We start from the raw sequence: 19,812 nt of genomic DNA, 5'->3' as shown, positions 1-19,812 counted from the left end.
GTCACATTCCTCGTCGCGGGAAAGCCTGGGCGCCGACCGCCCCTGCTGCCTGCTGGAGGTAGGGGTTGGTGGCGCGCTCTCGGCCGATGGTGGTCTGCGAGCCGTGGCCGGAGAGCACCACGGTCGCGTCGTCGAGGGGCAGGCACACCCGGGCCAGGGAGCGCATGATCGCGCCGCTGTCTCCGCCCGGGAGGTCGGTACGCCCGATGGAGCCGGCGAACAGCAGGTCGCCCGAGAACAGCACCGGCGGGATGTCCGGTGTGGCGGGCGTCCTGAACGTCACCGACCCCTTGGTATGGCCGGGGGCGTGGTCGACGGTGAGCCGCATGCCCGCGAGTTCCAGCACGCTGCCGTCGGTCAACTCGCGGACGTCGTCCGGTTCGCCGACAGTGATCGAGCCCATCAACTGCTGCCCGAGAGAGCGCCCGAGGCCCTTCTCGGGGTCGGCCATCATGTACCGGTCCTCGGGGTGGATCCAGGCCGGGACGCCCTGCGCGCCGCAGACCGGGACCACCGAGGCGATGTGGTCGATGTGCCCGTGGGTGAGCAGGACCGCGACCGGCTTGAGCCGGTGCTCGCGGATCAACTCCTCGACGCCGCTTGCCGCTTCGTGCCCGGGATCGACGATCACGCACTCCTCACCTGCGGCGGGAGCGACCAGGTAACAGTTGGTGCCCCAGGCCCCGGCGGGGAATCCGGCGACGAACACGCGAGTCCTTCGTTTCGTAACGGTGGCGGTCTTGTTTCCCCCGCAGCCTACCGGCGGCACCGGGCCGCGGGCGAACCGGTTCCCGCGCGCGTTCAGGCCTTTCTCATGTGGCACTGATCCCCTGCTGACGCGCGGGGTCCCTACACTTGGCCGCCGACGGGTGCGACGATGCGCACACGACAGTCACAAGTCCCTCGCCCCACAGCGCATTAGGAGACACGTCCGGTGGTCAGCAGCGAACAGCGTCGGCGACAGCTCGCCCGCGAGAAGTACGAGCGCCAGATGCAGGCGCGCGCCGAAGCGGCGACCAAGCGCAAGAAGCGCAACGTCGTGGTGGCCTCGGTGGCGGCCCTGGTGGTGCTGGCGGGCATCGGAGCGACCGCGGCCGGTGTGTTCAGCTCGGACAAGAAGGACGACAAGAAGGCGTCCGCCGCGCCGACTCCGTCCGAGAGCGGCAAGAAGTGGGCGGCCGAGCCGGCCATGTCGATCGACGCCGCGTCCCCGTACACCGCGACGCTGGACACCTCGGCGGGCAAGGTGACCCTCTCGCTGGACGCGAAGAAGGCGCCGCACACCGTCAACTCCTTCGTTTTCCTGGCGGGTCAGCAGTACTTCGACGGCTCCACCTGCCACCGGCTCACCACCGACGGCATCTTCGTCCTCCAGTGCGGCGACCCGACCGGCACCGGCCGCGGCGGCCCCGGCTACCAGTTCCAGGACGAGAACCTGACCGGCGCGACCTACCCGGCGGGCACCGTGGCGATGGCCAACGCCGGCGCCAACACCAACGGCAGCCAGTTCTTCCTGGTCTACAAGGACACCCAACTGCCGCCCCAGTACACCCCGTTCGGCAAGATCACCGGCGGCCTGGACGTGCTCCAGAAGGTCGCCGAGGCCGGCGTCAAGGGCGGCGCGACGGACGGCCCGCCGGCCACCCCGGTCGACCTCAAGGCCGTCACCGCGACCAAGGGCTGACCCGCCGCGAAAATCGACCGGCGCCGGATGCGGACAGCACCGGCGCTGGTCGCCTATGTTGCTGTTGTATAGGGTGCCCAGACCGTCGGCCGTCACCCTCGGCACGACAACGACGGCTCGGGACGGCGGACTCCATCGGTCCGCCGCACATCAACTGTGGACGACGCTCCCGCCCGTGGGCGTGGCGTCATGTGGAGGAGGCGCTGTGAGCAGCGACCCGTGGGGCCGTGTCGACGAGCAGGGGAACGTCTACGTGAGGACGGCCGACGGCGAACGCCAGGTCGGCTCCTGGCAGGCCGGCTCTCCCGAGGAGGCCCTCGCCTACTTCGAGCGCAAGTTCCAGGGCCTGGAGGCGGAGACCGCCCTCCTGGAGCACCGGGTGCGCAAGACCGACCTGGCCGCCAAGGAGGCACAGGCCGCGCTGGAGCACCTGCGCGCGCAGGTCGTCGAGGCGCACGCGGTCGGCGACCTGGAGTCGCTGGCCAAGCGCCTGGACACGCTGGCCGGCGAGATCGAGACCCGGCAGACCGAGCGCAAGGCCGCCCGGGCGAAGGCCCAGGAGGAGACCCGCACCGCCAAGGAGGCGCTGGTCGCCGAGGCCGAGCAGCTCGCCGACTCCAACCAGTGGCGGGAGGCCGGCGACCGGCTGCGCGCCCTGGTCGACAGCTGGAAGGCGCTGCCGCGCCTGGACCGCAAGAGCGACGACGAGCTGTGGCACCGTTTCTCGCACGCCCGCTCGGTGTTCTCCAAGCACCGCAAGGCGCACTTCGCGGCCCTGGACTCGGAGCGCGACCACGCCCGCGTGGTCAAGGAGAAGCTGGTCGCCGAGGCCGAGCAGCTCGCGAACTCCACCGACTGGGGCCCGACCGCGGCCGCCTACCGCGACCTGATGACCCGCTGGAAGGCCGCCGGCCGCGCCCAGCGCGAGGCGGAGGAGGAGCTGTGGGCCCGCTTCCGCGGCGCCCAGGACGTCTTCTTCCAGGCCCGGTCCGCGGTGTTCACCGAGCGTGACGCCGAGCAGGGCGAGAACCAGAAGGCCAAGGAGGCGCTGCTGGTCGAGGCCGAGGCGATCCTGCCGATCACCGACCTGAAGGCCGCCAAGGCCGCGCTGCGCGAGGTCTCCGAGCGCTGGGAGGCGATCGGTCACGTCCCGCGCGACGCCCGTCCGAAGCTGGACGGCCGGCTGGCCGCGGTGGAGCGCGCCGTCCGCGAGGCCGAGGAGGCCGAGTGGCAGCGCTCCAACCCGGAGGCCCGCGCCCGCGCCACCGGCATGACCGCGCTGCTGCAGTCCGCCGTCGACAAGCTGCAGTCCGACCTGGACAAGGCCCGCTCGGCCGGCAACGCGTCGAAGGCCGCCAAGCTGGAGGCCGAGCTGGCGGGCCGTCAGGCGCTGCTCGACCAGGCGCAGAAGTCGCTGCAGGAGTTCAGCTCCTGACGCTTCGTCGAGGAAGGGGCCCGGTCGCCGTCACGGCGGCCGGGCCCTTCTGCGTGCGGGCGCTCAGACGGTGGTCGGGCTGGCCTCGGGCTGGAGCTGGTCGATGTCCACGCTCTGGTCGGGGCCGGGGGTGGCGGAGGGCACCGGGGTGCCGAAGTCGCTGAAGTCGACCGCGCCGACGGACTGTTCCAGCCGCAGCGGCACCGGCGGGCCGGAGGTGGCCACGTACAGGGTGGCGGTGCCGCTGTCGGTGCTGCGGGTGAGGGCGACCGCCGGGCGGCCCTGGACGGTGCTGGTGGCGCCCTTGGCGAGGTCGCTCGCCGCGCTGCCGAGCTGGTCGGCGAGGGCGCCGAGGTCGCACAGGCCGGCGATGTCGCCGAAGTCGGGGTCGTCGCTGGTGGTCTTCAGGTAGCGGTCGCCGACGGCGTCGGCCAGCGCGGATCCGCCGTGGCTCTGCCAGAACGCCTGGTCGGGTTTGACCCACAGCTGCTGGCCGGCCTTCACCACCTGGAAGCTGCCCACGCCGCTCTGGCCCAGCGTGCCGGTGCAGTTGCCCGCCGTGTCCAGCCGCAGGTCGATGGTGATCGCCTGGCCCTCGCCGCCGACCGTGCCGACCGCCCGTACCGCGTGGGCGTCGGTGAGGGCCTGGACGGACTGCCGGAGGATCTCGTCGGCCGGTCGGCCGGCCACCCCGTTGTCGGTGCCGGGTGCGGGGGCGGTGGCGCTCGCGGTGGCCGCCGCCGGGCTGCCGGCGGCGCCCGGTCCGGTGGAGTGGCGCGAGCCGCAGCCGGCCGTCAGGGCCGCGACGGCCGCCGCCGCGACGGCCATCGCCGTCGTCGTCCGAATCGCGTGCACGGTGCCTCCGGGAATGAGCGGGCCGCCCCCACCCGGCCAGTGTCGGCGGGGCGGGGGCGGCCTGCACCCGGAGGGCCGGGCGCGGAGGGCTACTTGTTGCGGGCCGAGGTGACCCGGTAGACGTCGTACACGCCTTCGACGCCGCGGACGGCCTTCAGGACGTGGCCGAGGTGCTTCGGGTCGCCCATCTCGAAGGTGAACCGGCTCATCGCCACCCGGTCGCGGGAGGTCTGCACCGCCGCGGACAGGATGTTGACGTGCTGGTCGGAGAGCACCCGGGTGACGTCCGACAGCAGTCGGGAGCGGTCCAGCGCCTCCACCTGGATGGCCACCAGGAACACCGAGGACTGGGTGGCCGCCCACTCGACGTCGATGATCCGCTCGGGCTGCTGCTGCAACGACTCGACGTTGACGCAGTCCGCGCGGTGCACCGAGACGCCGTTGCCGCGGGTGATGAAGCCGACGATCGGGTCGCCGGGCACCGGCGTGCAGCAGCGCGCCAGCTTCACCCACAGGTCGTCGACGCCCTTGACGATGATGCCCGGGTCGCCCTTGGCCCGGCGGCGCATCGAGCGCGGCTGGTGGGACGGGGTGGTGGTCTCGACGAGGTCCTCGACCGCGCCTTCCTCGCCGCCCATCGCCTGGACCAGCTTCTGCACGATGGCCGGCGCGGCGACGTGGCCCTCGCCGATCGCCGCGTACAGCGAGGAGATGTCCGGGTAGCGCATCTCGTGGGCCAGCGTGACCAGCGAGTCCCCGGTGAGGATCCGCTGGATCGGCAGGCCCTGCTTGCGCATGGTCCGGGCGATCGCCTCCTTGCCCTGCTCGATCGCCTCCTCGCGGCGCTCCTTGGAGAACCAGGCGCGGATCTTGTTCCGGGCCCGCGGCGACTTGACGAAGTTCAGCCAGTCCCGGGACGGGCCGGCGTTCTCCGCCTTCGAGGTGAACACCTCGACCGTGTCGCCGTTCTCCAGCGTCGACTCCAGCGGCACCAGCCGACCGTTCACCCGGGCGCCGATGGTCCGGCAGCCGACCTCGGTGTGCACCGCGAACGCGAAGTCCACCGGGGTGGCCTTCGCGGGCAGCGCTATCACGTCGCCCTTCGGGGTGAAGACGAACACCTCGTTGCTGGACAGGTCGAAGCGCAGCGACTCGAGGAACTCGCTGGGGTCCTCGGTCTCCTTCTGCCAGTCCAGCAGCTGCCGCAGCCAGGCCATCTCGTTGACCGCGTCGGCCTTGTCGTGCTGCCGCTTGTGGGTCGGGGTGTCGGTGCGCACCTTGGACGCGCCGGCCACCGCCCGCTGCTTGTACTTCCAGTGCGCGGCGATGCCGTACTCGGCGCGGCGGTGCATGTCGAAGGTGCGGATCTGGAGTTCGACGGGCTTGCCGCCGGGACCGATCACCGTGGTGTGCAGCGACTGGTACATGTTGAACTTGGGCATCGCGATGTAGTCCTTGAACCGCCCCGGCACCGGGTTCCACCGCGCGTGGATGGTGCCCAGCGCCGCGTAGCAGTCGCGGACGGTGTCGACCAGGACCCGGATGCCCACCAGGTCGTAGATCTCGGCGAAGTCCCGGCCCCGGACGATCATCTTCTGGTAGACCGAGTAGTAGTGCTTCGGGCGGCCCGTCACCTGCGCGGTGATCCGCGCCCCGCGCAGGTCGCCCTGCACCTGGTCGATCACGGTCGCCAGGTACTCGTCGCGCTTCGGGGCGCGCTCGGCCACCAGCCGGACGATCTCGTCGTACATCTTGGGGTAGAGGATGGCGAACGCCAGGTCCTCCAGCTCCCACTTGATGGTGTTCATGCCCAGCCGGTGCGCCAGCGGGGCGTAGATCTCCAGCGTCTCGCGGGCCTTCTTCTCCTGCTTCTCCCGCTTCAGGTAACGCATGGTGCGCATGTTGTGCAGCCGGTCGGCGAGCTTGATCACCAGGACCCGCGGGTCCTTGGCCATCGCGACGACCATCTTGCGGACGGTCTCCGCCTGCGCCGCCTCGCCGAACTTCACCCGGTCCAGCTTGGTGACGCCGTCGACCAGCAGCGCCACCGAGTCACCGAAGTCGTGCCGCAGCGTCTCCAGGCCGTAGTCGGTGTCCTCGACGGTGTCGTGCAGCAGCCCCGCCATCAGCGTCGGCGCGTCCATCCCCAGCTCGGCCAGGATGGTCGCCACCGCCAGCGGGTGCGTGATGTACGGGTCGCCGCTCTTGCGCTTCTGCCCGCGGTGCCACTTCTCGGCCACCGCGTACGCCCGCTCGATGTCCTTGAGCAGGGCCGGGTCGGCCTTCGGGTCGTTGGCCCGGATGGTCCGGAACAGCGGTTCCAGCACCGGGTTGACCATCGAACTGCGCTGTCCGCCCAGCCGAGCGAGGCGAGCCCGCATCCCGCCGGGGGAAGGGCGGGAACTGGCAGTCGCAGCCGTGGGCACAACCTCGTCGGGCAAGGACACTCCTACGTGCAGACGGATCAATCTTCATCGTACCGGCGGCGCGACGGGCTTCCGCGCCCGGCCGACCCCACATGTGCGGAAAGCCGCCCGGGAACAGGATCTGTTCCCGGGCGGCTCCCGAAAGCGGTCTTCCCGCTCAGACCACGACCAGGGTCTCCAGCGGCGCACCGTGCAGGTGCGGCTCCAGGCGCTCACGCCCAGTCAGGAACCCGAGCTCCATCAGCACCACGACGCCCACCAGCTCGGCGCCGGCCTCCTGGACCAGGTCCAGCGAGGCGGAGATGGTGCCGCCGGTGGCCAGCACGTCGTCCACCACCAGCACCTTCTCGCCGGGGGCGAACGCGTCGCACTGCACCTCCAGCGTCGCCGACCCGTACTCCAGGTCGTACGAGCGGGAGAACACGTCGCCGGGCAGCTTGCCCTTCTTGCGGATCGGGACGAACCCGAGTCCGGCCGCGACCGCGGCGGGCGCGGCCAGCACGAACCCCCGCGCCTCCAGGCCGACCACCTTGGTGGCGCCGAGTTCCTTCGCCCGCTCGGCCAGCGCCCGGGTCAGCGCGCCGAACGCCTCGGCGTCGGCCAGCAGGGGGGCGATGTCCTTGAACAGGACGCCCGGCTTCGGGTAGTCCTGCACGTCCCGGATCCGGCTGTTGAGCAGCTCGGACAGGGCGGGGTCGGTGGTGGAGGTCACGGGGGTTCCTTAACTGACAGCGGGGTTCAGCGCTTGCCGGACGGCCGTCCCTTGCCCCGGGAGCGGCTGGTCGGCTGGTTGCGCTGTCCGACCATACCTGCCGCGAGCTCCTCGTCGATCATCCCGTCCTCGCCCCGGGCCTCGGCCTCCTCGGCCGCCTTCGCCTCGGACGCCCGGCGCTGCAGGACCCGCTTGGCGAGCGCCTTCATCTCCGGGGTCTGCTCCTTGAGCTGCGCGAGCAGCGGGGTGGCGACGCAGATCGAGGAGTAGGCACCGGCGGCGAGACCGATGAACAGCGCCAGCGAGATGTCGTTGAGGGTGCCCGCGCCGAGCAGGCCGCCGCCGATGAACAGCAGGGCGGAGACCGGCAGCAGCGCGACGACCGTGGTGTTGATGGAACGCACCAGGGTCTGGTTGAGGCCGTGGTTGGCTGCCTCGCTGTAGGTCCGGCGCGACTGCTTGGTCAGGCCGTTGGTGTTCTCCTTCACGGTGTCGAAGACGACGACCGTGTCGTAGAGCGAGTAACCGAGGATGGTCAGGAAGCCGATCACGGTACCCGGAGTGACCTCGAAGCCGACCAGCGCGTAGACACCGATGGTGATCAGCAGGTCGTGGATCAGCGCGACCAGCGCGGCCAGCGCCATCCGCCACTCGAAGGCGATCGCCAGGTAGACGGTGACCAGGACCATGAAGATGACCAGGCCGGTCAGCGCCTTCTTGGAGATGTCCGAACCCCAGGAGGGGCCGATCACCTGGGCGTTGATGTCCTTCTCCTCGACGCCGACGGCCTTCGAGAACTCCTTGGTGAAGGTCGCGGCCGGCACCGACTCCTCGGCGCTGATCTGGACCCGGACGTCGCCCTTGTCCGTGGTCTGCACCAGCGCGGTGTTGGAGCCGGTGATCTTGTTCGCGACGTCCTTCGCCTGGGACACCGTCAGTCCGGGCTTGTGCACGGTGTAGACCGAGCCGCCCTTGAACTCGATGCCCAGGTGCAGGCCCATGGCCAGGCCGATCGCGGCCACCAGGACGATCACCGCGGAGATCGAGTACCAGATCTTCCGCTTGCCGACGAAGTCGAACGAGACCTCGCCCTGGTAGAGGCGGTGACCGATGTTGCGGAGCGACATGGGTCAGACCTCCTGGGTCTGCTGGGAGGGGGCGGGACGGCGGCGCGAGCCGCGGATCGGCGGACGGGCGCCGAGCCGCTTCGGGTCCAGGCCGGACCACGGGTGACCGCTGGAGAAGAACTTCGTGCGGGCCAGCAGGGTGATCAGCGGCTTGGTGAACAGGAAGATCACCACGACGTCCAGCAGGGTGGTCAGACCCAGGGTGAAGGCGAAGCCCTGCACCTTGCCGACCGACACCAGGTACAGCACCGCGGCACACAGGAAGGACACGAAGTCCGACACCAGGATGGTGCGCCGGGCCCGCGGCCAGGCACGCTGCACGGCCGGACGCAGCTGGGCGCCCTCGCGGACCTCGTCACGGATGCGCTCGAAGTACACGATGAACGAGTCGGCGGTGATACCGATCGCGACGATCGCGCCACAGACCGCGGGCAGGTTCAGCGCGAAGCCGACACCGGCACCCAGCAGGCTCATGATCGACCAGGTCAGGACCGCGGAGACCACCAGGCCGGCGATCGAGATCAGGCCCAGGCCGCGGTAGTAGACCAGCGAGTAGACGACCACCAGGACCATGCCGATCAGACCGGCGATCAGGCCTGCCTTCAGCTGGTCGGAGCCGAGCTGCGGGGAGACGGTGGTGACGTCGCTCTTCACGAAGTCCAGCGGGAGCGCGCCGTAGCTCAGCACGTTGCCCAGCGACTTGGCGTCGGCCTGGGTGAAGGTGCCGGAGATGACCGCGCTGCCACCGGTGATCGACTCGGAGACGTACGGGTGCGAGACGACCGCGCCGTCCAGCACGATGGCGAACTGGTTGCCCGGGGACTGCTGGGTGGCGAGCTTGCCGGTGGTGGCCGCGAAGGCCTTCGAGCCCGCGTCGTTGAACGACAGGTCGACCATCCAGCCCTTGGCGCTCTGGGTGTCGTATACGGCCTGCGCCTTGGTGACGTCCTGGCCGTTCACGGCGACACCACCGAGCGCGAACTTGTACCAGAGGCCCTGCTCGGCGTCGTACGAGCAGGCCACGGTCGGCTGGGCCGGGTCGCTGGACTGGTAGTTCTTCCGCTGCTCCTTGACCGAGCAGTCCAGCGCGGTGAACTGCTTCTGCAGCTCGGCCGGGGCGGTGCCCTGGGTCAGCGCGGCAGTCATGTCGGGCTGGTCGGCCGGGGCGCTGGCGCCGGCGCTCGGAGCGGCCGAGCCGGTGGCCGGGGCCGAGGCGGAGCCGCTCGCGGCGGAGGTCGGGTCGGCCTGCAGGGCGCCGGAGACGGCGCGGCCGGCCTTGCTCGCCGAGGAGCTCGGCGAGGCGGGCGCGGAGGCGCTGCCCGAGGCGGACGGGCTGGCCGAGCCGCTGGGCGCCGACGACGGCGACCCGCTCGGCTGCGGCTGGGCGCTCACACCGCTCGGCGCGGCGGCCAGGACCGGGCGGAAGTACAGCTTCGCGGTGTCACCGACCTTGTCGATGGACTCCTGCGTGTTACCACCGTCGGGGATGTTGACGATGATGTTGCTGTTGCCCTGGGTCTGGACCTCGGCCTCGGAGACACCCATGCCGTTGACGCGCTTCTGGATGATGCCGACCGCGGTGTCAAGGTTTGCCTTGTTGATCGCGGAAGGATCGTCCGACTTGGCGGTCAGCGTGACGCTGGTGCCACCGGCGAGGTCGATACCGAGACGCGGCTTGGTGTAGCCCGTCCCGAACATGAGGGCCACCAGGCCGACGGTGACCACCAGGATGAGCGCCAGCGCCCTCCCCGGGTATCCGTCGCGCGACCGCGACTTGGGTGTTGCCACCTTGTTCGTTTCTCCCTGTCCATGCCGCCCGGCGGCCGGCCCCGGACCCCGCACAGGGCGGGGCCCGGGAGAGACGGACGCACGGCGGCCCAAGAGGTCCTGTGGGCTTGCGGCGGATGCCGCTGGTCGGGGAAGAGAGGCCCCCCCCGGCCGTACTACTTGCTCTCGGGAGCCTCGGCGCCGACCTTCGCCTCGTCCTTGGACAGGCTCAGCGGCTTCTCGTCGGCGTCCGTGCCCTCGGCGGCCTCGACCACGTCGTCCTCCGACTCGTCCTCGGCGGGACGGCCGTTGATGATCGCCTCGTACTCGAGCGGCTCCAGGACCGCGGCGATGGCGCCCTTGGTGTAGTGCGCCACCACACCGGGAGCGACCTCGAGCTCGACCGTCTCATCGTTGATCGCCTTGACCAGCGCGTACATGCCGCCGATGGTCCGGACACCCGAACCCGGCTGCAGCGCGGACTGCATGGTCTGCATCTGCGCCTGCCGCTTCTTCTGCGAGCGGAACATCAGGAAGATCGCGAGGAGCGGGAGGACAAGAATGATGTATTGAGACACAGCCAGGGTCCTTAGTCGGTCACCGGTCAGGTGGCCAGTGCGTGTACGTCGGCCCGTCGGGCGAGAGGGGCGGTCCGGCGGAGTCTAGGCGACCCGCACTCAACGGACAACGCCAAGCATGCCAGTGCGGCGCCGAAAGTGGCGAGCCTTGGCATGGACATAAACCCCCGATAAGGCAACCCGGTCAGGCCTGGCCGTCCGCCCACAGTTCGGGCTGCGCCCCGCGCGGCGCCCGGGCCGGCTGCGGCGGAGTGAGACCCAGGTGCTGCCAGGCCGCCGCCGTCGCGATCCGCCCGCGCGGGGTGCGCGCGAGCAGCCCTTCCCTTACCAGGAAAGGCTCGGCGACCTCCTCGACGGTCTCGGACTCCTCCCCGACGGCGACCGCCAGGGTGGACAGGCCGACCGGTCCGCCGCCGAAGAGCTTCAGCAGCGCCTCCAGCACCGCGCGGTCCAGCCGGTCCAGTCCGCGCGCGTCAACCTCGTACACCTCGAGCGCCCGGGCGGCGATTTCCCGGGTGATCAGACCGTCGTGACGGACCTGGGCAAAATCCCTCACCCGGCGCAACAACCGGTTGGCGATGCGGGGCGTGCCACGGGAGCGGCCGGCGATCTCCGCCGCGCCCGCCGGGTCGATCTCGACGTCCAGCAGACCCGCCGAACGGTGGACCACCCGCTCCAGCTCGGCGGGCGCGTAGAACTCCATGTGGCCGGTGAAACCGAACCGGTCGCGCAGCGGCGGCGGTAGCAGACCGGCCCGGGTGGTCGCCCCGACCAGCGTGAACGGCGGCAGCTCCAGCGGGATCGCGGTCGCCCCCGGCCCCTTGCCGACGATCACGTCGACCCGGAAGTCCTCCATCGCCATGTACAGCATTTCCTCGGCGGGCCGGGACATCCGGTGGATCTCGTCGAGGAACAGCACCTCGCCCTCGGTCAGCGAGGACAGGATCGCCGCCAGGTCGCCGGCGTGCTGGATCGCCGGGCCGGAGGTGATCCGGATCGGCGCGTTCAGCTCCGCCGCGATGATCATCGACAGCGTGGTCTTGCCCAGCCCGGGCGGGCCGCTCAGCAGCACGTGGTCCGGCGCCGCGCCGCGCTGACGGGCCGCCTGCAGCACCAGCGACAGCTGCTCACGCACCCGCTCCTGACCGATGAACTCCTCGAGCATCCTCGGCCGCAGCGCCGCCTCCACCGCCTGGTCCTCGCCGTCGGCGGACGCCGTCACCAGGCGGTCAACGGGCTCGGACTCGTACGGATTCATCGGAAAACGGCTCCCCATCGGCTGGTCGTCGGTCGTGTCGATTGTCGACTTGGTGACGGATCGTCAGATTGCTCTGACGCCGGTCAGCGGGCGCGGTTCAGCCCGCGCAGCGCGAGGCGCAGCAGCGCGCCCACGTCCGGCGTGCCCTGCGCGTCGGCGTCCGGCGTCACCCGGGCCACCGCCTCGTCCGCCTCCCGCGGAGCGTAGCCCAGGCCCACCAGCGCCGAATGCAGCTGCTCGTGCCACGGCGCCGGGCCGGTCGCGACCGGCTTCTGCGCCGGCACCGTCCCGTGCGGGGCGCCCAGCTTGTCCTTGTACTCCAGCAGCAGCTTCGCCGCCTTCGCCTTGCCGATCCCCGGCACCGCGATCAGCGCCTTCTCGTCACCGCCCGCCACCGCGACCCGCAGCGCCTCCGGCGAGTGCACCCCCAGGATCGCCTGCGCCAGCTTCGGCCCCACGCCCGGCGCCGCCTGCAGCACCTCGAACGTCGCGCGCTCGTCGTCGTCCGCGAAACCGAACAGCGTCAGCGAGTCCTCACGGACCACGAGAGACGTCGCCAGCCGGGCCACCTCCCCCACCCGCAGGGTCGCCAGCGTGTTCGGCGTGCACTGCACCGCCATCCCCACTCCCCCGACCTCCACCACGGCCACCCCGGCCCCCACCACCGCGACGGGCCCCTGCACAAAGGCGATCACGTGACGTCGTTCCTTTCCTTGCTGTACTAAGCACCCGTCAGGGGCGCGTGGAAGTGCGCGACCGGCCAGGCACTCTGCCGTACGCCGCCCGGGGTGCAACTGGCTGCTGCTCGGGCGGATCTTGCCCGATGCCGTCTTCCGCTTCGCGCAGCTCCCCGCGCCCCTGACTGCGCACCCCTCCGCCGCTGTGCCACTTTCCGCTCTCGTGCGCGCGAATGGCCGCCGTCAGGCGGTTGGTGGTGCCGCCGCGCCAGATGTGGCAGATGGCGAGGGCGAGGGCGTCCGCCGCGTCGGCGGGCTTGGGCGGGGCGTCGAGCCGGAGGAGGCGGGTGACCATGGCGGTGACCTGGGCCTTGTCGGCCCGGCCGGAGCCGGTGACGGCGGCCTTGACCTCGCTGGGGGTGTGCAGGGTGACCGGGATCCCGCGGCGGGTCGCGCACAGGACGGCGACGGCCGAGGCCTGCGCGGTGCCCATCACCGTGCGGACGTTGTGCTGCGCGAAGACCCGCTCGACGGCGACGAGTTCGGGCGAGTAGCGGTCGAGCCACTCCTCCAGCCCGCGTTCGACGGCGAGCAGTCGCGGCCCGAGGTCGTCCCCCGGCGGCGTCCGTACGACGCCCACGCCGAGCATCGTCAACTGCCGCCCGGGCAGCCCCTCGACGACCCCGACGCCGCACCTGGTCAGCCCAGGGTCCACACCCAGTACTCGCACGAGCCCTGCCCCACCTCTCTCCGACCCGGGAAGGCTACCCCTGGCCACGGACAACCGTCCCCGGACACGCTTCCGCCCGGCGGCCGCGAGCAGCCACCGGGCGGGGAAAGCGGAGCGGGACTCAGGCGTCCAGCTCGGCCATGATCTCGTCCGAGACGTCGAAGTTGGCGAAGACGTTCTGCACGTCGTCGCTGTCCTCCAGCGCGTCGATCAGCTTGAAGATCTTGCGGGCGCCGTCGGCGTCCAGCTCGACCTGCATGCTGGGAACGAAGTTGGCGTCGGCGGAGTCGTAGTCGATACCCGCGTCGACCAGGGCGGTGCGGACCGCGACCATGTCGGTGGCCTCGGACATCACCTCGAAGGCCTCGCCGAGGTCGTTGACCTCTTCGGCGCCGGCGTCCAGCACGACGTCCAGGATCTTGTCCTCGTCCACGCCGTCGGCCTTGGGGACGATGACGACGCCCTTGCGGTTGAACAGGTAGGACACCGAGCCCGGGTCCGCCATGTTGCCGCCGTTGCGGGTCATCGCGACGCGGACGTCGGAGGCCGCGCGGTTGCGGTTGTCGGTGAGGCACTCGATCAGGACGGCCACGCCGTTCGGGCCGTAGCCCTCGTACATGATCGTCGAGTAGTCGGCGCCGCCGGCCTCCGCACCGGAGCCGCGCTTGACGGCCCGGTTGATGTTGTCGATCGGGACGGAGCTCTTCTTCGCCTTCTGGATGGCGTCGTAGAGCGTCGGGTTGCCCGCGGGGTCGCCGCCGCCGGTACGAGCCGCCACCTCGATGTTCTTGATCATCTTGGCGAAGAGCTTGCCGCGCTTGGCGTCGATCGCGGCCTTCTTGTGCTTGGTGGTAGCCCACTTAGAGTGGCCGGACATCGCCAGCTCCTTTTCGTCGCCAATGGGAAATGAACAGGGGAGATCTTACCGGTGCCGCACGGGGAGGTGGCACACGGTCACCACGTCGCGCCTAGCGCGCGGCGGCCTCGACCATGCGGACGAAGTACTCGTGGACGCGGTGGTCGCCGGTCAGCTCCGGGTGGAAGGAGGTGGCCAGCAGGTTGCCCTGGCGGACCGCCACGATCCGGGCGTCCGGGCCGTCGGCGGCCGGCACCTCGGCCAGCACCTCGACGCCCGCGCCGACCGACTCGACCCAGGGGGCGCGGATGAACACGCCGGTGACCGGCTCGGCCATGCCGGCGAACGGGATGGCGGTCTCGAAGGACTCGTTCTGCCGGCCGAAGGCGTTCCGGCGGACCGTCATGTCGATGCCGCCGACGGTCTCCTGGTCGTCGCGGCCGTCCAGGATCTTGTCCGCCAGCATGATCATGCCGGCGCAGGTGCCGTAGACCGGCATGCCGGCCCGGACCCGCTCGCGCAGCGGGTCCATCACGTCGAACAGCACGGCCAGCTTGGAGATGGTGGTGGACTCTCCGCCGGGCATCACCAGGGCGTCGACCTCGGCGAGCTCCTCGGGGCGGCGGACCGGCCGGGCCAGCGCGTCGGCGGCGGCCAGCGCCACCAGGTGCTCACGGACGTCGCCCTGCAGGGCGAGGACACCGATGGTGGGGGTGCTCACGGTTTGTCACTACCTCTTCATCTCGAACTACGGGCCGCAAAAGCCCACGGAGCGGCCCGCCGCGCCGATTGCTCGCGCGGCGGGCCGGAGCCGGGAGGCACGGGCCGGGCAGGCCCGCGAGTCTTACCAGCCGCGGTTGGCGTAGCGCTCGGACTCCGGCAGGGTGTCGCAGTTGATGCCGACCATGGCCTCGCCCAGGTTGCGGGAGGCGTCCGCGATGATCTTCGGGTCGTCGAAGAAGGTGGTGGCCTTCACGATGGCGGCGGCGCGCTTGGCCGGGTCGCCCGACTTGAAGATGCCGGAGCCGACGAACACGCCCTCGGCGCCCAGCTGACGCATCAGCGCGGCGTCGGCCGGGGTGGCGACGCCACCGGCGGAGAACAGCACGACCGGCAGCTTGCCGAGCTCGGCGACCTCGCGGACCAGCTCGTACGGGGCGCGCAGCTCCTTGGCGGCGGCGTACAGCTCGTTGTTGTCGAAGCCGCGCAGCTTGGCGATCTCGTTCTTGATCTGGCGCAGGTGGCGGACGGCCTCGACCACGTTGCCGGTGCCGGCCTCGCCCTTGGAGCGGATCATGGCCGCGCCCTCGGCGATGCGGCGCAGGGCCTCGCCCAGGTTGGTGGCGCCGCAGACGAAGGGGGTCGTGAAGGCCCACTTGTCGGAGTGGTTGATCTCGTCGGCCGGGGTCAGCACCTCGGACTCGTCGATGTAGTCGACGCCGAGCGACTGCAGGACCTGGGCCTCGACGAAGTGGCCGATGCGGGACTTGGCCATCACGGGGATGGAGACCGCGTCGATGATCTCTTCGATCATGTTCGGGTCGGACATCCGGGCCACGCCACCGTCCTTGCGGATGTCGGCGGGCACGCGCTCCAGGGCCATCACGGCGACCGCGCCGGCGTCCTCGGCGATCTTCGCCTGCTCGGCGTTGACCACGTCCATGATCACACCGCCCTTGAGCTGCTCGGCCATGCCGCGCTTGACCCGGGCGGTACCGATCTGCGGCTGGTCTGCGGTGGTGGGGGTGGTGGACACGTAAGACCTCACTCAGAGATGAACCGGTGCTATCGACCTATCGTAGGCCCGAGGGGGTCCGGACCCATACGCCACATGGTCCAGCGCAAAACACGGCATACGACAAACAGGCCAGAGCACGACGGGCGGGTAACAGTGGGGGGATCAGCGCCACCCAGCCTACGCGGGAGCCCCCTCCGGGGTGAGGGCGGTCGGCGGTTCGTCGTCCATTTCGAAGGCCATCGGGAACGGCGCCCGGCCCGCCAGCCGGAAGTAGCGCACCAGCCGGTGCTCGCGCACCGCGCGGGCCGCCCGCACCGCGTCGTTGTGGAAACGCCGCGCCATCGGCACCCGGCGCACCGCCTCCACCAGGTCGCGCACCGCCTCCTCGCCGCCGGGCGCCGCCCGCAGCGCCGCCACCTGCGCCGGCTCGTCCAGCACGGCGCGCAGCGCGATGCTCAGCTCGCTCTCGGCCACCTCGCGCTGCTCGTCCTGCGCCTGCCGCGCCCCGTGCGCGGCCTCCAGCAGCAGGATCGACGCGGCCGGGTCGAGCAGCGAGGAGGTGGCCAGTTCCATCGCCACCGAGGCCCGGCGCAGCAACTGGGCGTCCAGCGAGGCCCGGGCCGCGTCGATCCGGGCATGCAGGCGGTCGAGCCTGCCCGCCGTCCAGCTCAGGTAGACGGCGAACAGTACGACGGCCGCGAGGCCCCAGATCCAGTTAGTCACGGGGCGTTACGGTACCCGGCTCAGCCGCCGAAGACCGCCGAGCGGTAGGAGTCCGAGTCGGTCTCGGTGACCGACACGGCCGCCTGCACCGCCCCCGGATCCGCCCCCAGGTACTCGGGCAGCGCGGCCACCGCCGCCTCGGCGAGCGCCGCCTTGGCCTGCGCCGAACGCCCCGGGAAGATCTCGAACTCGATCACCACCAGCGCGAACGTCTCGGCGTCCGCGCCGACCACCGCCTCCTCGGTCCGCCGGAAGCGGGTCTTGCAGGCCTCCGGCTTGGCGTCGATCAGCTTCACCGCAAGCCGGTTCAGGGCCAGCCCGAAGCCGCGCCGGTCCAGGCAGTCGGCGAGCCGGTCGGTGTAGTCGACGGTGATCAGCGGCATGGTGGTACCTCTCGCGAGCAGGGTGGTTCAGCGACCAAGACGCGTACGCCAGCCGGACGGTTCGGCCTCGGCGACCGGAGGACGACCGTCGGTGACCGTCTCGTACACCGACAGCACCTCCGCGCCGACGGTCTCCCAGTCGAAACGCCGCACGTGCCGGGACGCGGCCTCGCGCAGCGCCGCCAGCCGTTCCGGACTGCCGAGCAGTTTGACCGCGGCGGCGGCCAGCGCGTCCGCGTCCTCCACCGGGAACAGTTCACCGGCCGCGCCGCCGTCCAGCACCTGGCGGAACGCGTCCAGGTCACTGGCCAGCACCGGCGCACCCGCCGACATCGCCTCGACCAGGATGATGCCGAACGACTCGCCGCCGGTGTTCGGCGCCACGTACAGGTCGACACTGCGCAGCAGCCGGGCCTTGTCCCGGTCGGAGACCATGCCGAGGAACTCGATCCGGGCCCGCACCTCGGCGGGCAGACCGGCCACCGCCTCCTCCTCGTCGCCCTTGCCGGCCACCAGCAGCCGCACCCCGGGGCGCTCGGCGAGGATCCGCGGCAGCGCCGCCAGCAGCGTCGGCAGGCCCTTGCGGGGCTCGTTGATCCGGCCGATGAAGCCGATGGTGCCCGGCCCGCCGTCGGCCGCGCCACCCTGCCACTTCGGGTCCGGCTCGGCGTCCGCGAAGAACCGCACGTCCACACCGTTCGGAATCACCACCGCGTCGCCGCCCAGGTGCTCCACCAGGGTGCGCCGCGCGTACTCCGACACCGCGATCCGGCCCGACATCTTCTCCAGGCCCGGCTGCAGGATCGGCGAGGCCGCCAGCATCGCCCGCGAGCGCGGGTTCGAGGTGTGGAACGTCCCGACCATCGGCCCGGACGCCGCCCAGGCCGCCAGCATCGACAGCGACGGCGAGTTCGGCTCGTGCACGTGCAGCACGTCGAACCGGCCCTCGCGCAGCCAGCGCCGCACCCGCGCCGCCGACAGAATGCCGAAACTCAGCCGCGCCACCGACCCGTTGTACGGCACCGCGACCGCCCGCCCCGCGGACACCACGTACGGCGGCAGCGCCTCCTCGTCCTCCGCCGGAGCCAGCACCGACACCTCGTGACCGAGCCGGATCAGATGCTCCGCCAAGTCCCGGATGTGGAACTGCACACCGCCCGGCACGTCCCAGTCGTACGGGCAGACCACGCCGATCCTCACGACTCGGCCCTCCGCGGCCTCAGATCCGACAGCCACAGCTTCTGCAGCATGTGCCAGTCCACCGCGTGCTCACGGATCGACTCCGCCCACACATCGGCCATCGCCTGCGTCATCACCGCGACCTGCTCCTGCCGCTCCCCCTCGCCGGACGGCACCACCTCCGGGTGCACCTCCGCACGCAGCATCGGCCCGTCGTACCAGAGCGTCACCGGGAACAGCGCCGCACCCGTACGCTGCGCGAGCGCCGCCGGGCCGGCCGGCATCCGGGTCGGCTCGCCGAAGAAGTCCACCTGGATCCCGGCATCCGACAGATCCCGGTCACCGACCAGGCACACCAACTTGCCCTCCCGCAGCCGCCGCGCCAGCGTCCCCACCACCGACACGCTGGAGCCGGTCAGCGCCAGCACCTCCATGCCGAGGCTCTCCCGGTACGCCACGAAACGGTCGAACAGCGACTCCGGCTTCAACCGCTCCGCGACCGTGGTGAACGGGAACCCGCCCGCCGACGCGATCCACGCGCCCGCCAGGTCCCAGTTCGCCATGTGCGGCAGCGCCAGCACCGCGCCGCGCCCCGCCGCCATCGCCTCGTTCAGCTGATCCAGGTTCTTCACCGTTATCGCCCGCGAGACCCGCTCCCGGCTCCAGGTCGGCAGCCGGAACGACTCCATCCAGTACCGCATGTACGACCGCATCCCGGCCCGGGACAACTCCCGCAGCAGGGCCGCGTCCGCATCCGGCCGGACCCGGGCCAGGTTGGCCTCCAGCTGCCGGACCCCCTTGCCCTGCCGCCGCCACGCCACATCGGCAATGGTGTTGAACAGGCCGCGGGCCATCCGCTCCGGCAGATGCTTCAGCCCCGCCCAGCCGGCCGCGTAGGCCGCGTCGACCAACCGCTCCTTCATTCGCCCCCCTTGACGGCGCCCGCCGCCTCCAGCTCCGCCGACTCCCGGCGCACCGTCAGCATCCGCTGCGCCACCGTCACCAGGCTGCCCACCGCGACCACCCACAGGGCGACCGGCAGCAGCCACTCGATGTACGGCACCCCGAACTTGTGCAGACCCGCGAAACCGGCCGCCACCAGGCTGATCACCAGCCGCTCGGCCCGCTCCACCAGCCCCGACACGTTCACCGGGAAGCCCAGCGACTCACCGCGCGCCTTCGTGTACGACACCACCTGGCCACTGGCCAGACAGAACATCGCCACCGCGCACAGCACGTTGTTGTCGCCCTTGCCGGCGTACCACATCGCCAGACCGCCGAAGATCGCCGCATCGGCGACCCGGTCGAGCGTGGAGTCCAGGAACGCACCCCACTTGCTGGACCGGCCCGCCTGGCGGGCCATGTTGCCGTCCACCAGGTCGGAGAAAATGAAAAGTGTGATGGTGATCGTGCCCCAGAAGAACTCCCCGCGCGGGAAGAACACCAAGGCACCGGCCACCGAACCGGCCGTTCCGATCAGCGTGACAGCATCCGGACTGACACCCCACCGCAGCAGCATCGCCGCGAACGGGGTGAGGACACGTGTGAAGAAGCCACGCGCGTACTTGTTGAGCATGGCCTTCCGGTCCGCTCCGCTCTTCGGATTGGCACCCGCGAGCCGCTTGCCCGCCGGGCGGCCGCGCGGATGGCCCCGCCCGGCTGGACAATGGTATCCACGCTGATC

At 71.1% G+C, this 19,812-nt stretch carries 20 protein-coding genes; 2 read left to right on the top strand and 18 right to left on the bottom strand.

Annotated elements, in window-relative coordinates:
* Position 1: 1 nt before the first annotated feature.
* Positions 2-709, bottom strand: a complete 708-nt coding sequence (locus ACIHEI_RS18195) for an MBL fold metallo-hydrolase (protein WP_396607317.1) — start codon at positions 707-709, stop codon at positions 2-4.
* Between the two features lie 225 nt (positions 710-934).
* Between ACIHEI_RS18195 and ACIHEI_RS18190 the strand changes: the two genes are divergently transcribed.
* Together ACIHEI_RS18190 and ACIHEI_RS18185 are read left to right on the top strand one after the other, a co-directional pair.
* Positions 935-1,684: a peptidylprolyl isomerase gene (locus tag ACIHEI_RS18190; RefSeq protein WP_396607316.1), complete on the top strand. Its 750-nt coding sequence runs from the start codon at positions 935-937 to the stop codon at positions 1,682-1,684.
* Positions 1,685-1,889: 205 nt separating this feature from the next.
* Positions 1,890-3,119 carry a DUF349 domain-containing protein gene (locus tag ACIHEI_RS18185; RefSeq protein WP_396607315.1) on the top strand — a complete coding sequence of 410 codons (1,230 nt, stop codon included), beginning with the start codon at positions 1,890-1,892 and terminating at the stop codon, positions 3,117-3,119.
* Positions 3,120-3,182: 63 nt separating this feature from the next.
* On the opposite strand, the gene ACIHEI_RS18180 is transcribed toward ACIHEI_RS18185, so the two are convergent.
* The 17 genes from ACIHEI_RS18180 to pgsA form a co-directional block, all read right to left on the bottom strand.
* Positions 3,183-3,974, bottom strand: a complete 792-nt coding sequence (locus ACIHEI_RS18180; protein ID WP_396607314.1) for a hypothetical protein — start codon at positions 3,972-3,974, stop codon at positions 3,183-3,185.
* An 89-nt stretch (positions 3,975-4,063) separates the two neighbouring features.
* Entirely contained in the window at positions 4,064-6,355 is a 2,292-nt protein-coding gene (locus ACIHEI_RS18175) for a RelA/SpoT family protein (protein WP_387642926.1), read from the bottom strand.
* A gap of 202 nt (positions 6,356-6,557) precedes the next feature.
* Positions 6,558-7,112: an adenine phosphoribosyltransferase gene (locus tag ACIHEI_RS18170; protein WP_387861608.1), complete on the bottom strand. Its 555-nt coding sequence runs from the start codon at positions 7,110-7,112 to the stop codon at positions 6,558-6,560.
* A 26-nt stretch (positions 7,113-7,138) separates the two neighbouring features.
* On the bottom strand, positions 7,139-8,239 hold the full coding sequence (secF, locus tag ACIHEI_RS18165; protein ID WP_387642928.1) for a protein translocase subunit SecF: 1,101 nt from the start codon (positions 8,237-8,239) through the stop codon (positions 7,139-7,141).
* A gap of 3 nt (positions 8,240-8,242) precedes the next feature.
* A complete protein-coding gene (secD, locus tag ACIHEI_RS18160) occupies positions 8,243-10,027 on the bottom strand; it encodes a protein translocase subunit SecD (protein ID WP_392954785.1) in 1,785 nt (594 codons plus the stop codon).
* A gap of 155 nt (positions 10,028-10,182) precedes the next feature.
* The gene (yajC, locus tag ACIHEI_RS18155; RefSeq protein WP_387642930.1) at positions 10,183-10,584 is read right to left on the bottom strand and encodes a preprotein translocase subunit YajC; all 402 of its coding nucleotides are present in this window, start codon (positions 10,582-10,584) and stop codon (positions 10,183-10,185) included.
* A 184-nt stretch (positions 10,585-10,768) separates the two neighbouring features.
* A complete protein-coding gene (ruvB, locus tag ACIHEI_RS18150) occupies positions 10,769-11,842 on the bottom strand; it encodes a Holliday junction branch migration DNA helicase RuvB (RefSeq protein WP_387642931.1) in 1,074 nt (357 codons plus the stop codon).
* Between the two features lie 83 nt (positions 11,843-11,925).
* Complete coding sequence (gene ruvA, locus ACIHEI_RS18145; protein ID WP_387642932.1) at positions 11,926-12,537, bottom strand: Holliday junction branch migration protein RuvA; 612 nt, start codon at positions 12,535-12,537, stop codon at positions 11,926-11,928.
* Positions 12,538-12,574: 37 nt separating this feature from the next.
* The gene (gene ruvC, locus ACIHEI_RS18140; protein WP_392954788.1) at positions 12,575-13,249 is read right to left on the bottom strand and encodes a crossover junction endodeoxyribonuclease RuvC; all 675 of its coding nucleotides are present in this window, start codon (positions 13,247-13,249) and stop codon (positions 12,575-12,577) included.
* A 121-nt stretch (positions 13,250-13,370) separates the two neighbouring features.
* On the bottom strand, positions 13,371-14,126 hold the full coding sequence (locus ACIHEI_RS18135; RefSeq protein ID WP_014134592.1) for a YebC/PmpR family DNA-binding transcriptional regulator: 756 nt from the start codon (positions 14,124-14,126) through the stop codon (positions 13,371-13,373).
* A 91-nt stretch (positions 14,127-14,217) separates the two neighbouring features.
* Entirely contained in the window at positions 14,218-14,826 is a 609-nt protein-coding gene (gene pdxT / locus ACIHEI_RS18130) for a pyridoxal 5'-phosphate synthase glutaminase subunit PdxT (protein ID WP_387642934.1), read from the bottom strand.
* 123 nt (positions 14,827-14,949) lie between these two features.
* A complete protein-coding gene (gene pdxS / locus ACIHEI_RS18125; protein ID WP_073817016.1) occupies positions 14,950-15,861 on the bottom strand; it encodes a pyridoxal 5'-phosphate synthase lyase subunit PdxS in 912 nt (303 codons plus the stop codon).
* Positions 15,862-16,020: 159 nt separating this feature from the next.
* Complete coding sequence (locus tag ACIHEI_RS18120; RefSeq protein ID WP_387642935.1) at positions 16,021-16,566, bottom strand: hypothetical protein; 546 nt, start codon at positions 16,564-16,566, stop codon at positions 16,021-16,023.
* A 20-nt stretch (positions 16,567-16,586) separates the two neighbouring features.
* Positions 16,587-16,949: an isomerase gene (locus tag ACIHEI_RS18115; protein ID WP_387642936.1), complete on the bottom strand. Its 363-nt coding sequence runs from the start codon at positions 16,947-16,949 to the stop codon at positions 16,587-16,589.
* Positions 16,950-16,976: 27 nt separating this feature from the next.
* Positions 16,977-18,149 (bottom strand): glycosyltransferase family 4 protein, encoded by a 1,173-nt coding sequence (locus ACIHEI_RS18110; RefSeq protein WP_396607313.1) that lies wholly within the window; start codon positions 18,147-18,149, stop codon positions 16,977-16,979.
* Positions 18,146-19,051: a phosphatidylinositol mannoside acyltransferase gene (locus tag ACIHEI_RS18105; protein ID WP_396607312.1), complete on the bottom strand. Its 906-nt coding sequence runs from the start codon at positions 19,049-19,051 to the stop codon at positions 18,146-18,148. The genes ACIHEI_RS18110 and ACIHEI_RS18105 overlap by 4 nt, the downstream gene beginning before the upstream one ends.
* A complete protein-coding gene (pgsA, locus tag ACIHEI_RS18100) occupies positions 19,048-19,704 on the bottom strand; it encodes a phosphatidylinositol phosphate synthase (RefSeq protein ID WP_396607445.1) in 657 nt (218 codons plus the stop codon). Before pgsA ends, ACIHEI_RS18105 begins: the two co-directional genes overlap by 4 nt.
* Between the last annotated feature and the right edge of the window lie 108 nt (positions 19,705-19,812).

The sequence above is a fragment of the Kitasatospora sp. NPDC051984 genome (genome assembly GCF_044593455.1).
Classification (GTDB): Bacteria; Actinomycetota; Actinomycetes; order Streptomycetales; family Streptomycetaceae; genus Kitasatospora.
This window is presented reverse-complemented; position numbering and strand designations above follow the sequence as displayed.